A 15,372-nucleotide genomic window follows, 5' to 3' on the forward strand; every position below is an offset into this window, starting at 1 on the left:
ATTTTTGCGCATGTTCCGTAACAGTACACTAGAATCTTGTCACCGTCCCGAACATATCTCTATTCTCTTCTATCTTCTCCTCGCTGCCGATCACGCAGAACTGATCCGCCTTAAGCACGGCCTTTGCCACGCGTGCAAGCGCGCGGATATCCTCCTGCCCCGCATCCAATATCTGACTTCTCTCCTCCCGGATCATATCGGCGCTCACCTTATTCATATAGAGGTTCATGGAACGTTCGCCCTTGATCGCCGGAGTCATAGGCTGATCGATATTGCTCATGGTTCCGATAATATACTTCGTCATATCGCGCTCGCTGACGGTAAAGTTCTCAAGATAATCCACGACGCCTTCATACACCTCCACCGTCCGGCTAAGGTTCGGATCGCGGTAAGATACAAAATACCCCTCCCCGATCCTGTTGAAGTTGCTCATGCAGCCGTATGCCCCGCCTTTGACGCGGATATTCTGCCACAGGTAATCATAGCTTAAGATCACTTTCAGGATCTGCAGCGCGCCGGTGTAGGACGCTCCATGGTCGATGAAGTTCCCGGTCCTTGCCACATACTGCACCTTGGACGCCGTCTTGAAGCCCTCGTTCTTCTTCTCGCAGTGGATGACACAAGCTTCTTCTTCTGTCTTCCCCCGGTATAAACGGTTCTTCATCTCCCCGATGAACCCTTCTATCCCCTCAAGGCCTTCTCTTGAGGCCGTATAGCTGAGCATCATATTGTCCGGGCAAAACAACTGCTTCGCCAGACCTTCAAGGACCTCTGTCAGATGCTCTTTTTCTTCGTCAAAGTTCTCCTCGATACGCGAAACCGTCTGATAGAACTCTATACCGTTGGTCATATCCTTAAGCTTCGCCGACGGGGAAGCGTAGGACATCGCGCGCAGGGCGGCCGTGGTATGGCCGGAGGACTGGAACCGCATCAGAAGCCTTGATTTGAGCATTGCAAGTATCTCCTTCAGTCTCTTCGTATCCGACAGCCTGGACGCCGTGAGGATCTCGCTCATCATGGCAAATACGACCGAGAGCTTCCCGTACAGTGACTTCCCTTTGATCTCGAATGTAGCCTTGAACGCTTTCTCCCGGATATTGGTCACATCCGTGTACAGCTCCAGAGACGTCCCGATCCCGCCGGTATGCATATTGATCTCATTAAACAGTTCTCCGTAGCCGTAATTCTCCGTGTCAATGATCCCCAGCGCCGACTGCAGGATCCCCACATAGGGAAGCAGCTCCTCTCTGACCCCGGAGATGTCAAAGAGCACGCTCACATAGCCGATCCCATTAGTCTCGATCTCATGGAAGATCACCGGAACGTCTGCAAGCCTAAGCTCCTCGTTCACGATCGGCTCGATCTCCCTTGAAATGTCCTCTCTTCTGAGCACCGGAATCCGCTCTAAGTCCTCTTCCTTCTCAGGTTCGGACTGGTATTCCTCCAAAGCGGCGGTCTTCTTCACCAGCTCTTCCACCTCGTCCGCCGTCAGGCTTGCCTTGTAAGCCTGAAGCTTCGCGTCAAGCTCCGCGTCCATCCTTGCCGTGCGCCCCTTCTCAGGATTGACGATCACGACCGCCCCGTGCGTGTTATCCAGAATGTATTTCTGGATCAGCTCTTCATAATATCCGGTTCCCACCTGCTTTTTCAGAAATTCGAATGTATCAAGAGCTTCCACATGGATGAACGGCTTCTCTTCATCATAGAGCCAGCTGTCCATCATCTGCAGACCATACATCAGCCCCTTGGGATAATTGCCGAAGTCGGCCTCGCGGTAGCGGAATTCATGATAATTAAGCCCCGCTTCCAGAGCCTTCCTGTCGATCCCGTTCTTCACAATATCAGACAGCACCGACTCGATCAGCTCTACAAATTCCTGCTTCTGCTCCTCATTGGCATTCTTCGAGATCACAGAGAAGATCGGCTGATAGATCCCGTTATCATAAGAGCCCATGATATCCTTCCCGATCCCCGCATCCGTAAGAGCCTTCTTAAGCGGCGCCCCCGGTGCAGACAGCAGCGCGTAATCCAAGATCTGGAACGCCAGATACAGCTCCTTATCAAGACTGGTGCCGATCACCTTATTGTAGGAAAGATAGGTATTATCAACCTCCGATTCCTCGCTTGCTATCGAATAGGCAAACGTCTTCTCCAGCATTTCCCCAAAAGGCTCCTGATACCGGATCTCGGAATCCACCGTCCTGGCGTCAAAGGCGCTTAGATACTCCCTGTCAAGCCACGCAAGCTTCTCCTCCATATCCATATCCCCGTACAGGTAAATGTAGCTGTTAGACGGATGATAATATTGCCTGTGAAAATCTAAAAACTGCTCGTAGGTAAGGTTCGGGATCGCCTCAGGATCGCCTCCCGATTCATTGGCATAGGAGGTATCCGGGAACAGCGTGTTAAGGATCACCCTGTCGAGCACACCCTCCGGAGAAGAGAACGCTCCCTTCATCTCATTGTAGACAACGCCGTTATATTGGAGCTTGTCCTTAGCAGAATCCAGCTTATAGCTCCACCCCTCCTGACGGAAGATCTCCTCGTGGGCATAGATATTCGGATAGAGGACCGCATCCATATACACATGCATCAGGTTCTGGAAATCCTTGTCATTGCAGCTTGCCACCGGATATACCGTCTTATCAGGATAGGTCATGGCATTCAAAAAGGTGTTGAGCGATCCCTTTACCAGCTCAACGAACGGATCCTTGGCCGGGAAATTCTTAGAACCGCATAAGACGGAATGTTCCATGATATGCGGAACTCCCGTGCTGTCTCCCGGCGGGGTGCGGAACCCGATACTGAACACCTTGTTATTGTCATCCTTCTCTATCAAAAGAACCCTGGCCCTGCTCTTCTTGTGACGGAGCAGATATCCCTTCGCCTGGATTCCGGTCAAATCCTCTTCCTTCAATATCTCATACGTCTTCAAGTCTCTGATACTCATCTGCTATTCTCATTCTCCTTTCGATTTACGTTTGCGATACGTTCTACTACACATTCTATCCAATTTTTCATTAGTCTACAAGAGAAATCTCCTGTGCCGCGGAATTTTTTCAAGGAAAAATACCCTCCCGGCCATCTAATAAGTGTAAAATAAAAAGAAAGGTCCGGAACTTTCAGAAAGGAGCACTATGGATATACTTGTTCGACAGGCAAAAAAACACGACAAAGACGCTTTCAGTCAATTAATGAAGCTTCATACCCCCAGTATGTACAAGATAGCAAAAGCAATATTAAAAAACGATGAGGACACCGCCGACGCCATCCAGGAAACTGCCCTGACATGCTGGGAAAAGATCGGAACATTGAAAAAGGATAAATACTTTAAAACATGGCTGATACGGATCCTCATCAACCATTGTAATCAGATATACAGACAAAGAAGCCGCATGATCTCAGAAGTCGTTCTGCCGGAAGCAGGAAGCGCCGAAGACAGCTATGCGGCCGTAGAGTGGAAGGAATTCCTCCAATGCCTGGACGAGAAATACCGCACCGTCACGATCCTGTATTATGTGGAAGGCTTCAAGATCCGGGAGATCGCCCAGATCCTTGATATAAATGAGAAGACGGTAAGCGGCCGTCTTGCAACGGCTCGCGACCGAATGGAGAAGCAGTATGCAAAAGAAAAACCGCCGGCAGTCATCTATAAGCTGACCGGAAAAAATATGAAGCAGAAGGAGATGTATTATGACAAGGCTTGAAGATATGATGAACAAAATCGGCAGCGATAACAAAGTGCCGAATCGTATATGGGAAAAATTAGACTATGCACTTGACACTCTCCCGGATCATGAAAAAGATCACGCACCGGGCAATAAAACCTTCAAATATGCCGCAGCAGCCGCGGCATTGACCATGGCAGCCGGCATTACGCTGTGTTACTCTAATCCCGCACTGGCGGCTAAGATTCCGTTTATCGGGAAGATATTCGAAGAAGTAGAGCATGAGATCCCATTTTCAGGAGATTACAGCGAGAAAGCCGGGATTCTCGCAGAGACGGCCGGCAAGGACGAAGACGGGAACCCCATAGCGGCTCCCGGCATCGAAGTATCCGACGGGGGAATCACGGTTACCGCCTCAGAGATATACTGTGACGGACTGTCCGTGTTCCTGACCGCACAGATCGAAGCAGAACAGGGCGGCCTTCTGAATATACCGGGACATTATATCGGCGACGGGGACGGCACGGCTGCCATGATGTATCTCAGAGGCGAATGGAATCTCTCCGAAGACAGCGAACCGAACGCCCTGTCGAATGATAATCTGGAAGGCAAAGTAATCGACGACCACACATTTGTAGGCATGCTGAAACTCAACCTGCCGGATTATAAGTCTGAGAACGGGGAACTAAGCCTGCGCCTGTCCAGTATCGGGTGGGATGATACGACGATGGCAGATGCGGAAGATATCTCAGAATCGCACCGGATCGACGGGCAGTGGGACTTTGATATTCCATTCAGTATAGACACGGAATCGGTCAAAGAATATCCTGTCAATAAGGAAGGGAACGGCTATACCCTTAAGAAGGTATTCGTCTCTCCGTATCAGGTCGTGTCCTATGTGGATGTCCCTTCCGTCAAACGAGAAGTCACACGGGAAGAATACGAAGAAGTGATGGCGGAAAAGACAGGCGGAACCGAAGATCCCGGCATAAGCTACGAAGAATACGCCATGCAGGCCGGACAGACGTATCCGTTCTGGAGCACCGTCATCTGCAATCAGGACGGACAACTGCTCTTCTCCAATCCCGCCGGAAACGGCAAGACCGTAGCCGCCGTGGACGGCAAGAAGATATCTGCACTGCACATCTTTGTATTTGACGATATGGACGCCGACCTTGAAATCGAAAAAAGCCGTTTGGATAATGAGAACGGCGCCGTCGACCTTGCGAAGGCGCGCGAGAAAGCCGTGATTGCAGCAGAGGTTCCGATCGATTAGCAGAACGTCTGCAAAAACGGGGCTGCCGTGAGTATTCTCCGGCAGCCCCTTATAATAATATTTTTACTATTCTGCAGTAATCTTCTGAATCATAATCAGCGTTCCAACCATCAGTACAATTCCGATCGGAAGACAGATAAACGCATTCTTCACAAATCCGGCGATCAGATAGGTTACAAATGATACCGCCGCAACCGTAACCGCATATGGCAGCTGTGTTGTCACATGGTTAACGTGATTACACTGTGCGCCCGCGGACGCCATGATCGTGGTATCAGAGATCGGCGAGCAGTGATCGCCGCACACCGCACCCGCCATACATGCGGAGATGGACATGATCATCATCGTCTCATTGGTTCCCGCAAATACATTTACAACGATCGGGATCAAGATTCCGAAGGTTCCCCATGACGTACCCGTTGCAAACGCAAGGAAACAGCCAACCAGGAAAATGATCGCCGGAAGCAGGTTCACCAGCCCGTCTGACGCAGATTCCATCACACCGGCCACATACTCTGCCGCGCCGAGGCTGTCCGTCATCGCCTTCAGTGTCCATGCAAATGTCAGGATCAGTATCGCCGGAACCATGGCCTTGAACCCGTCAGGAACACACGCCATGGATTCACTGAACTTAAGCACTTTCCTTACCGCATAGAACACGATCGTAATTACGAGTGCAAAGAAGCTTCCAAGCATCAGGCCTACGGACGCGTCACTGTTGGAAAAGGCTTCCACAAATCCGGCGCCTCCGAAGAATCCGCCTGTATAGATCATCCCGATCACACAGCAGACGATCAGCACAACGATCGGAAATACCAGATCGACCACCGTTCCCTTACTCTCGTCTACGTCTTCCTCCGCATTGGCATACGGTCTGTCCGGAGTCGTATAGAGATCGCCGCTTAACGCATTCGTCTCATGCAGCTTCATCGGGCCGTAATCAATCTTCATAATAACGATCGTCACCATCATCACGATCGTCAGTATCGCATAATAGTTAAACGGAATCGCACGGATGAATATAGAAAAACCATCCTCACCCTCTACGAACCCGGTCACTGCCGCCGCCCAGGAAGAGATCGGCGCGATAATACATATCGGAGCCGCCGTTGCGTCGATCAGATAAGACAGCTTCGCCCGGGAAATGTTATGCTTATCCGTCACCGGACGCATCACGCTTCCCACCGTCAGACAGTTAAAATAATCGTCAATAAAGATCAGCACACCCAAGAGGATCGTCGCAAGCTGCGCGCCTGCACGGCTCTTAATGTGTACGCTCGCCCAGCGTCCGAATGCCGCGGAACCGCCCGCCTTGTTCATCAGGCAGACCATGACTCCGAGCACTACCAAAAATACCAGAATACCTACATTGTAGCTGTCCGACAGCACGCCCACGATACCGTCCTGGAATACATGGGTGATCGTAGTCTCGAACGTGAAGCCTGAATAGAACAGCCCTCCGATCAGGATTCCGACAAATAACGAGCTATACACTTCCTTCGTGACCAACGCCAGCGCAATCGCCACCACCGGAGGTATCAGCGCCCAGAATGACGCATACATCTTCGGCACATACTCTGCTTCCTCTGCCGCAAACACCGTTATAGAACTGCAGGCAAGAATACACAGAAGCGTAAATACACTTAAGATTACTCTTTTCTTTCCTTTCATTGTTAAAACTTCCTCTCTTTCCCTTCTTAGAATCCGCACAGAATACCTCTGTACCGTTCCCCGCCTTTACTGCATATAAAAAGCCATGAACAACACTTTACCGGGCGCGTTCATGGCATAACAATACCTATTGCTCTGTATAATCTTATACCTATGATAGCGCTCCACTGATGTGACAGTCCGCAGCATATTCTGCCTGCGTCCCAGGAGTGCAGTCCGGGATCTCCAAAGAACGGTTAACTGCCGTTCCTTATCTTACACTCCTTCGGCGGTCTCCCCTTTCAGCCAAAACAGTCTCCCAAACTATCGCTTTGACATACTGATGAAACCCGCGCCTCTATCAAGTCCGTTTATTCACATAGTGCATTTATATCACTTTTCGACAGGCTTGTCAATCATTTTCCTGCATTTTGCCGACGCCAATCTTAAACTCCATGTAAGATTCTCCCTTCATCAGTCTGGAATATTTGTGAGCTGTATGGATTTACTCTATCATAAGAACTGTAAAATATCAATCCGTATAAAAGTCAGCACTTGATTCTGTTTCCCCAAAAGGATATACTGAATACAACACCGCCGGGAATCTGATAAGCATCACATCTAACCGGGGTTTTGAGAATAGCAGAAGGAGGATATATACATGGGACTTTACCTGAACAGCAGACGCCCAAGGAATAATTATCTTGAGATTGTAAGATCAGATTATTTTACAGATAAAACTATGATGCTCAAAGAACTGTTCCCCCTTCTGGGAAACGGTGACATTGTATGCTCTCAAAGCGACGAACAGACTGGACAAAGCAGCAAATATATCTGTATTACAAGGCCCAGACGTTTTGGAAAAACGGTTGCGGCAAGCATGATCGCTGCATTTTTCGAAAAAGGATTTGACAGCCGCAAAATTTTTGGCGGCTTAGAGATAAGTACATGCAGACAGTATGAGGAACACTTGAATCAACATAATGTGATCTACATCACTCTTAGCGAATGCCCTGACGAATGCAGTACCTACCGTCAATATATTTCCCGTATCAAGAGACGGATCATGAACGACTTAGCTCATGAGTTCCCGAATGCTTGCATTGATACCGAAGATGCACTGTGGGATGTTTTCAACAATATCTATGAATTAGAAAGAGAAGTAAAATTCATCTTTGTTCTGGATGAATGGGATTTTGTATTTCACAGAGATTTCCTCACGGAGAATGATAAGCATGAGTATCTCAGCTTCTTAAGTAATCTCCTCAAAGATCAGCCCTATGTGGAACTGGCTTATATGACAGGAATTCTCCCAATTGCCAAGTATTCCAGCGGTTCAGAATTGAATATGTTCCTGGAATACACCATGGCGACTGAAGAAAAATACTGTGAATACTTCGGATTCACAGAGACAGAAGTAGATGCCCTGTACCAAAAATATATTACCCGTACCAGGAATGCAAGGGTTACCCGTGAAGGGCTGAGGCTGTGGTACGATGGTTATCACACCAGGACTGGGAGACATATATACAATCCCCGTTCCGTTACTGCGGCGCTGACAAATAATAATCTTGGAAATTACTGGACAAGTTCCGGCCCGTATGATGAGATCTTCTATTACATCAGCAAGAATATCGATGATGTCCGAGACGCACTTGTACTCATGATATCCAAAGAAGCCGTACCCGCAAAGGTTCGGGAATATGCCGCAGTTTCCATGAATCTCACAACAAAAGAAGAAATCCTCTCCGCAATGGTCGTTTACGGTTTTTTAACCAGTGAAAATGGCAAGGTATTTATTCCGAATAAGGAATTGATGGATCAATTCGAGACCATGCTGTTAAAAGAACCTTCCTTAGGGTATGTTCACCGTCTGGCGAAAGAATCCGACCGAATGCTCCTCGCTACTCTTGCGGGAGATACTGATACAATGCTTGAAATACTGGAATACGCCCATAATACAGAAATCCCGCTTCTTAGCTACAATAACGAAACTGACCTGACGGCAGTTGTAAATCTGATATACCTCTCCGCACGGGATACTTATAGGATCGAAAGAGAAGACAAAGCCGGCATCGGTTATGCAGATTTTATCTTCTATCCTAAGAATCCAAAAGACGACGGCATCATAATAGAACTGAAGGTGAACCATACACCCGCCGAAGCGATCCAACAGATCAAAGACCGGGGATATGCCCTTAGATTCAGCGGAAAGCTGGCAGAAAAAAATGAATATACCGGACGGATCCTTGCAGTAGGAATCACCTATGACAAAGCAATAAAAACTCATGACTGTAAGATAGAAGTTCTAAAAACTTTCTAAGAAGGTTATTTCTTCCACTCATATGTCAAAAACAGAGCCGCGCCTACCGCGCAGCTCTGTCCTTCAGCGGATCATCTGATCTCCTGATCTTCCGGCTTATTGATCGAAACACTCCATATCAACATCACTTAAAATTCGATCCCGCGCCCCAACGCATCCTTAAGGTAGGTGTTCACTTCCTCCAGCTTCCGGATCATCTCCATCTTCTCCTCCCAGTCTTCCCCTTCCATCTCTTTATTCACCAAACGCTGCTGAATATTCTTGATTTCTTTGATCATTTCTTCTGTCATAATAATTCCTCCCTATGATCTGCCGATTTCTTACAAGAATATTTTAACACATAATCTGCCTCTAATGTATCGAAAATTTACTCCAAACCTCATTTTCCACCCCTATTTCGGATGAAACGAACCGTTCTCCGCCTGTTCTGCTATAATCCTTCAAGGCCGCATAGACATATTTCGCCCCAATGAGGATGACCGGCGCATTCACAAATACAAGCGCAATATTGATAAAGTCCGTAACATTCCAGAGATTATCTAACTCCTGTCCCGAGAGAACGCACAATACACCGATCGGAACAAATATCAGAGACCCGAGCGCGCGGACCAGGTTGGTACATTTTGCGGATTTCGTAATCCTTGTTCCGGCGATAACCGCAAAAGACACAAGCCCCAGTAAGGTAGTGAATGCAAACAACGCATAACAGATACAGACGATAAACGCTACTATGGAATCGCCTGCCGTTCCCGGCACTAGAGCCTGGGTAGACTGAAGAAATACATCAATAGTAGAAGACTTCAGGGCTTCCCAGTCATAGGCTGCATTGTCCCAAAGGTGCGCCCCGCATACCACATATCCGGTAAGCGTACAGATAACGATCGTATCCAGAAAAACGCCGATCGCCTGTATAAATCCCTGTGAACAAGGATGATCCTGTTCCGCAACTGCCGCCGACATCGTAATCGTACCCTGGCCGGCCTCATTCGAAAGCAGCCCTCTCTTAATACCCTGGGACAGCACGACGCCGAATCCTCCGCCAAAAACTGCCTGCGGTTTAAACGCGCCGATAACGATCGCCTGCATAAACGACGGAAAATACTGGATGTTAAGGATAACCAGGATGAGAATGATTCCGCCGTAGATCACTGCCATTACCGGAACCATCTTATCTGTGATAGCGGTAACTCTCTTTATCCCTCCGAAGACTACCCCGGCAATACCCACGATCAGAATCACAGCAATTACATAATACAGCGGAGAAGTTCTGTTGGTTTCAGCCCCGGTCAATGTCTCCACCGCTTTTCCTGTAGCTGTAAATACATGGAAGGTCTGAATCGGAATACTCGACATCGCATAAGCGATAAACGCCACGGCTAACAAGACTCCTACGCCTTTCTTATTCCCCAATAGCTTCTGCCCGTAATAGGGAAGGCCTCCCACATATTCGTCCCCGTCTTTTTCTTTGAAAATCTGCGACAGCGTAGCTTCGATGAATGAACTCGCCATCCCGAATAACGCGGATATCCACATCCAGAATATAGCTCCCGGGCCGCCGACTGCCACGGCTCCCGTTACTCCCGTCAGATTGCCGGGTCCTACGCGCATCGCCGTACTTAACAGAAACGAAGCCAACGGGCTTACACCCACGTCGCCTTTCTTTTTCTTCGTCAGGCTCTTCATTCCCGCCTTAAAAAACCGGAACTGAACGCCTCTTGTCTTCCATGTGAAGAAGATTCCCATCCCAACCAGCAATATAATGGCAAACGGGAAATTGCCTATAACAGGAATTCCCGAATACCATTCAAGATTCGTCGGGAAGCTCCACAAAAAGTCTGTAACCGGAGCCATTGCGATAAACCAGCTGTCTACTATATCAAATATTTTCTGCATATTATATCTCCTCTTATCCTCTTACTCTACATTCCTTTACCGTTATCTCATTCTGTTTTCCATGCAATGATCATAGATCTCTCTGCCTGTTGCGAACCACACGTCCTCATGCCCTGTCATAAACTGCAGAAATTCCCTTATCAGCGCTGTCCGTCCCGGGCTTCCTGCCGTCTGCGGATCTAACTGCATGGTATAGCAGAGGTTGTGATGATAGTGTCCTGTGAATTCATCCTTCCAGTTGGAGAGGACATTGCTGTAATTAGCGATACGCCCCTGTCCGGCCGGGAACGCCGGCCTGTAGTTGAAAGCGAAATACGGAAGATCAAAATTAGCCCACTGCATCGGGATCTGAAGTATCTCGTCCCCCTCTTCGCTGACCTTCATAAAATACGGTCTGTCGTCGTCAAATAGATCGCTTGAATATACCATCCCGCATTCTCTTGCAATATTAAGGGTCTCAAGCATCAGGTCTCCGAGCGGCGCACGGAACCCTTCCGGCTTCTTTCCGCATGCTTCTTCAATAGCCTTTGCCGCCTTGACGATCCGTTCTCTCTGCTCGCCATAGCTAAGAAGAGAAAAGTTCTCATACTCATACCCGTGGCAGGCGATCTCATGCCCTCTGTCCACTACCTCTTTGACCGCTTTCGGATAGACTTCTGCCGTCCTTCCCGGCACGAAGAACGCAGCCTTGATCTGAAATTCATCGAACAGGTCAAGAAGTCTCGGAAGCCCGTGGGTCATCCCGTACTGCCCAAGAGAAAGGGTCTTCGGCATATCTGCAGCCTTCTCATCCAGAGAGAGCCAGAAAAACTCTGCCGAAAGATTCACCGTTATAAATGCCGCGCACTTTTTGCCTTCCGGCAGTTTCATACCTTTTGCGTACATATTCTATGCCTCCTTTCCTCCGCCGTCAGGCGTATTCCTTCTGCTTCCCGGTTTGTGACTCTGCTGATTCTTCCTTGGATATGCCTGTTTCCAATATTTTGCGATCTCCCTGCCGGTCGCTATCCATACGTCCTCATGCGACGTTATTTCCTTAAGAACCTCTTCCAGTACAAGAATCCTTCCCGGCGCTCCCGATATCTGGGGATGCATCAGGAATACGATACAAAGCCCCATATCATAATAGCCCCTGAATTCACGGATATCGTTATCCTGCACATTCCTGTAACAGCTGATCCGGTCAAGGCCTGACGGCTCCGCCGGATATACGCTGTACGCCTGCGCCACATAATCGTCCAGTTCCCATTTGGAAGGGATCTCAACCAGGTCTGACTCCTCTCCGTCAAGAACCGTATAATACGGCTTGTCATCACCGCGCATGGAACTGGAATAGGCGAATCCCATCTCCGACAAGATATACGGAGTACGCACATGCCAGTCTCCCGACGGGGTACGGAAGCCTTCCGGTTCCTTTCCCGTAATCTCCTTGATGATCCGCTGGGTTTTCCCGATAATCGCCCTCTGCTCTTCTACCGTCTTCTCCACAAACCGCTCATGGGTATATCCATGATTCCCGATCTCATGCCCGGCATCCGCGATCCTGCGAACCACTTCCCGGTTATGCTCTGCTACGAAGCCCGGTACATAGAATGTCGCCTTCACCTTGTACTTGTCCAGCAGGTCAAGTATCATATCCACACAGCGGTTCGGCCCGTACTGCCCGATAGAACGGGCGCGTATCAGCTTCCCGGCGTTCGGCTCGTCCGCCGACATGTTCCGCCAGATAACGTCCCCGTCCAGATCAAAACTGAACATGACCGCGCTTCTCTTGCCTTCCGGCCACTTTACTCTCTCCATCATATCGCTCCTCTCTGCTCATACGTCTGATTCTCTTTTCTTATAACTTAGATGCTTAGTCACTTAGTCTCTAAGTTATTTATAAACTACACCCGTTGATCCGTCAATATCTTTTGTCATTTTCAACTTATTGTTTCAGACAATCGATCGAATCCTGAAGATGTTCATACATCAGCCTTCCGGCACGCTCTTTGTCCCTGTCTCGGATCGCCTGAATGATCCGGCGGTGTGACTCCAGCTCTTCTTCACCGGAAACCTTCTCCAAAATATCGGAAAATTTCCCGTACATCATATCGAAAATCGCGTTTAACACGATTTCCAACGTCTGCGTCATGAACACGCTGCCCGTCTTCGCAGCGTATAATTTGTGCAGCTTGAACTCTCCCTCTGTCCTTCCCGTCTCCTGAAAATGCTTTTCAAGCGCTCTGTATGCATTCTCCAGGTCTTCGATATCCCTTTCCGAAGCATTGCGGATGATCAGCTCCACCCCTCTCACTTCAAGAGGCTGCCGAACCTCATAAGCCTCTATCATGGAACAGCGCTCAAGATTCTTGCTGAGACTGTCTGTACTCCCAATTAGCTGCGACTGCTTCCTTAAGAACCTTCCCTTCCCCTGATGCGATACAATGACTCCTCTGCTCTCCAATACGCGGAAGGCTTCCCTCAGCACGTTCCTGCTGACATCAAGCTGTTCCATCAGCTCCCGCTCCGGCGGCATCTTGTCGCCGGGCTTTAGATGCTCGTCATCGATCATCTGATACAGGTCTTTTACCACTTCTTCATACAGCAGCGTTCTCGCTGCCCTGTTCCCAATCCCCATCTTCAATCTCCAGTCCCATCTCTCATCTGCAGCCCGTACACCACATGGCTGAGCACATACTGTCCGCCGTTGACAGCCGTACACCCATACATTTTTATATGACCATTATACCTTCTTACTGCTCATCCTACAAGTCCATCCTATGACCGATCCCTCCCCCAAAAAAAGAAAGGCTGTTATATAACAGCCTTGTCTGTATCGTATTTATTTTACCGCACCGGCAACCACGCCTCCGATAATCTGCTTCTGGAGTACCACATACAGAATCAGGATCGGCACGACGCACAGCAGAAGTCCTGCCATAATGGTTCCGTAATCCGCCGAATAGGTCCCGTAGAAGCTATAGGTAGACAACGGCAGAGTCAGTAGCTTCTTATCCGTCAGCACCAGAGACGGAAGCAGGAAATCATTCCAGAATGCCAGTGAATTCAGAATCACCATCGTGGATATGATCGGCTTCAAGAGCGGAAGCACGATCTTAAAAAATGTCTGGGAATGGGTACAGCCGTCAATATACGCGGCCTCCTCAAGCGCCATGGGCACATTGCCTTTGATAAACCCATGGAACATGAACACAGACATCGCCATCGAGAATCCGGTATGCATAAATATCAAAGTAAGCCTGTGGTTCAATATATTCAGCGTTCCGCCGTAGATACTGACAAGCGGGATCATGATCGCCTGGAAAGGAATGATCATGGACGCTACCATAAGGGCAAATGTAAGCTTCGAGATCCCGTTATTGTGACGAACAATATAGTATGCAAGCATTGCCGCAAACAGCGTCACAAGTACCGTTGCCGATACGGTCACAAGCAGCGAATTCTTAAAAGCATTGATGAAATCCATCTGTGTAAATGCCTTAACAAAATTATCAAAGGACAGTCCCTTTATAGTGAACAGCCATGAAAACGGACTCTTAATGATATCTCTCTTCTGCTTCAGAGAATTGATCACTACCATGATAAACGGGAACATATATGCTATGAAGATAATGACCAGCCCCGCCATTGCAAGCGCATTCATCACTTTTCTCTTCGTACCGCCGACTGTTGTCTGTTTCATTATGCTTCCACCTCCTGTTTCTTCGTTAAGTAAACTTGAAGACCGCTGATCACCGCAACGATGATAAACAGGATCAGCGCCTCCGCCTGGCCTACGCCGAACTGCCTTGACGTGAACGCCTTCTCATACACATGCATCGCCGCCATCTCCGTTGTTCCATAAGGCGCGCCCGCGGTCAATGACAGGTTCACATCATATACCATGAACGCACGAGACAGGGTCAGGAACAGGCAGATCGTGATCGAAGACATCATAAGCGGCATGATAATATTCTTAAGCTTGACGAAGCCTGACGCCCCGTCGATGCTTGCCGCCTCCATCACATCCTCGCTCAGTCCCATGAAGCCCGCCACATAAATCAGGATCATATAACCGGACAGCTGCCACACAGATACGACCACCAGCGCGATAAAAGCATTGGTCGGATCAGACAGCCAGGAGACCTCGAACAGCTTCCAGCCCGTACTCTCTCCGATATTTACAAACACTCTGGAAAATACAAACTGCCAGATATATCCAAGCACGATACCGCCGATCAGGTTCGGTGTAAAGAAGCCTGCACGGAAGAAATTCTGTCCCTTGATCCCTCTTGTAAGAAGATAGGCAATGCCAAACGCAAGTACATTTACGATCAATACCACGAAGATCACATACTTGAAGGTAAGGAGCAGCGACGTCCAGAATTGCCCGTCCTGCATCACACCGCCGAAATTCTTAAGGCCGATAAAATTCTTAACCTTCGATACACCGTTCCAGTCTGTAAGTGTCAGATAGACACCATATACAAAGGGTATAATGACAACTGCAAAGAAGCAAAACATCCCTGGCAATGCAAACATGCAGAAATCCTTCCCGTTATTTTTTGATCTCATATTCC

Annotated in this window: 12 protein-coding genes and 1 riboswitch; of the genes, 3 read left to right on the forward strand and 9 right to left on the reverse strand. The window is 48.6% G+C overall.

What is annotated here, in order from left to right:
• Nucleotides 1-28: 28 nt before the first annotated feature.
• Nucleotides 29-2,950 carry an insulinase family protein gene (locus VSQ62_RS25495; RefSeq protein WP_334637860.1) on the reverse strand — a complete coding sequence of 974 codons (2,922 nt, stop codon included), beginning with the start codon at nt 2,948-2,950 and terminating at the stop codon, nt 29-31.
• 187 nt (nt 2,951-3,137) lie between these two features.
• Here VSQ62_RS25495 and VSQ62_RS25500 point away from each other — a divergent pair, with 187 nt between their 5' ends.
• Both VSQ62_RS25500 and VSQ62_RS25505 read left to right on the forward strand, forming a co-directional pair.
• On the forward strand, nt 3,138-3,707 hold the full coding sequence (locus VSQ62_RS25500) for an RNA polymerase sigma factor (protein WP_334637862.1): 570 nt from the start codon (nt 3,138-3,140) through the stop codon (nt 3,705-3,707).
• Nucleotides 3,694-4,944, forward strand: a complete 1,251-nt coding sequence (locus VSQ62_RS25505; protein WP_334637864.1) for a DUF4179 domain-containing protein — start codon at nt 3,694-3,696, stop codon at nt 4,942-4,944. The genes VSQ62_RS25500 and VSQ62_RS25505 overlap by 14 nt, the downstream gene beginning before the upstream one ends.
• 66 nt (nt 4,945-5,010) lie before the next feature.
• Here VSQ62_RS25505 and VSQ62_RS25510 read toward each other — a convergent pair whose 3' ends face one another.
• Complete coding sequence (locus VSQ62_RS25510; RefSeq protein ID WP_334637865.1) at nt 5,011-6,615, reverse strand: Na+/H+ antiporter NhaC family protein; 1,605 nt, start codon at nt 6,613-6,615, stop codon at nt 5,011-5,013.
• Between the two features lie 149 nt (nt 6,616-6,764).
• A riboswitch (Lysine riboswitch) is annotated at nt 6,765-6,963 on the reverse strand.
• A gap of 292 nt (nt 6,964-7,255) precedes the next feature.
• On the opposite strand from VSQ62_RS25510, the gene VSQ62_RS25515 reads away from it, so the two are divergent.
• A complete protein-coding gene (locus tag VSQ62_RS25515) occupies nt 7,256-8,917 on the forward strand; it encodes an AAA family ATPase (protein ID WP_334637866.1) in 1,662 nt (553 codons plus the stop codon).
• A 128-nt stretch (nt 8,918-9,045) separates the two neighbouring features.
• Here VSQ62_RS25515 and VSQ62_RS25520 read toward each other — a convergent pair whose 3' ends face one another.
• The 7 genes from VSQ62_RS25520 to VSQ62_RS25550 form a co-directional block, all read right to left on the reverse strand.
• Entirely contained in the window at nt 9,046-9,207 is a 162-nt protein-coding gene (locus VSQ62_RS25520; protein ID WP_334637867.1) for a hypothetical protein, read from the reverse strand.
• 61 nt (nt 9,208-9,268) lie between these two features.
• Complete coding sequence (locus VSQ62_RS25525) at nt 9,269-10,810, reverse strand: alanine/glycine:cation symporter family protein (protein WP_334637868.1); 1,542 nt, start codon at nt 10,808-10,810, stop codon at nt 9,269-9,271.
• Nucleotides 10,811-10,852: 42 nt separating this feature from the next.
• Nucleotides 10,853-11,695, reverse strand: coding sequence for a polysaccharide deacetylase family protein (locus VSQ62_RS25530; protein ID WP_334637869.1), 843 nt, complete (start codon nt 11,693-11,695; stop codon nt 10,853-10,855).
• Nucleotides 11,696-11,698: 3 nt separating this feature from the next.
• Nucleotides 11,699-12,613, reverse strand: coding sequence for a polysaccharide deacetylase family protein (locus VSQ62_RS25535; RefSeq protein ID WP_334637870.1), 915 nt, complete (start codon nt 12,611-12,613; stop codon nt 11,699-11,701).
• Between the two features lie 124 nt (nt 12,614-12,737).
• Nucleotides 12,738-13,430 carry a FadR/GntR family transcriptional regulator gene (locus tag VSQ62_RS25540; RefSeq protein WP_334637871.1) on the reverse strand — a complete coding sequence of 231 codons (693 nt, stop codon included), beginning with the start codon at nt 13,428-13,430 and terminating at the stop codon, nt 12,738-12,740.
• Nucleotides 13,431-13,634: 204 nt separating this feature from the next.
• Complete coding sequence (locus VSQ62_RS25545; RefSeq protein WP_334637872.1) at nt 13,635-14,495, reverse strand: carbohydrate ABC transporter permease; 861 nt, start codon at nt 14,493-14,495, stop codon at nt 13,635-13,637.
• On the reverse strand, nt 14,495-15,367 hold the full coding sequence (locus VSQ62_RS25550) for a carbohydrate ABC transporter permease (protein WP_334637873.1): 873 nt from the start codon (nt 15,365-15,367) through the stop codon (nt 14,495-14,497). Before VSQ62_RS25550 ends, VSQ62_RS25545 begins: the two co-directional genes overlap by 1 nt.
• Nucleotides 15,368-15,372 lie beyond the last annotated feature (5 nt).

Origin of the sequence: Sporofaciens sp. JLR.KK001 (assembly GCF_036941055.1) — a bacterium.
Taxonomy (GTDB): Bacteria; Bacillota; Clostridia; order Lachnospirales; family Lachnospiraceae; genus Sporofaciens.

Coding starts and splice junctions, on each gene's coding strand:
- VSQ62_RS25495 (WP_334637860.1), bottom strand. CDS start 2,950: ATGAGTATCAGAGACTTGAAGACGTATGAGATATTGAAGGAAGAGGAT.
- VSQ62_RS25500 (WP_334637862.1), top strand. CDS start 3,138: ATGGATATACTTGTTCGACAGGCAAAAAAACACGACAAAGACGCTTTC.
- VSQ62_RS25505 (WP_334637864.1), top strand. CDS start 3,694: ATGACAAGGCTTGAAGATATGATGAACAAAATCGGCAGCGATAACAAA.
- VSQ62_RS25510 (WP_334637865.1), bottom strand. CDS start 6,615: ATGAAAGGAAAGAAAAGAGTAATCTTAAGTGTATTTACGCTTCTGTGT.
- VSQ62_RS25515 (WP_334637866.1), top strand. CDS start 7,256: ATGGGACTTTACCTGAACAGCAGACGCCCAAGGAATAATTATCTTGAG.
- VSQ62_RS25520 (WP_334637867.1), bottom strand. CDS start 9,207: ATGACAGAAGAAATGATCAAAGAAATCAAGAATATTCAGCAGCGTTTG.
- VSQ62_RS25525 (WP_334637868.1), bottom strand. CDS start 10,810: ATGCAGAAAATATTTGATATAGTAGACAGCTGGTTTATCGCAATGGCT.
- VSQ62_RS25530 (WP_334637869.1), bottom strand. CDS start 11,695: ATGTACGCAAAAGGTATGAAACTGCCGGAAGGCAAAAAGTGCGCGGCA.
- VSQ62_RS25535 (WP_334637870.1), bottom strand. CDS start 12,613: ATGATGGAGAGAGTAAAGTGGCCGGAAGGCAAGAGAAGCGCGGTCATG.
- VSQ62_RS25540 (WP_334637871.1), bottom strand. CDS start 13,430: ATGGGGATTGGGAACAGGGCAGCGAGAACGCTGCTGTATGAAGAAGTG.
- VSQ62_RS25545 (WP_334637872.1), bottom strand. CDS start 14,495: ATGAAACAGACAACAGTCGGCGGTACGAAGAGAAAAGTGATGAATGCG.
- VSQ62_RS25550 (WP_334637873.1), bottom strand. CDS start 15,367: ATGAGATCAAAAAATAACGGGAAGGATTTCTGCATGTTTGCATTGCCA.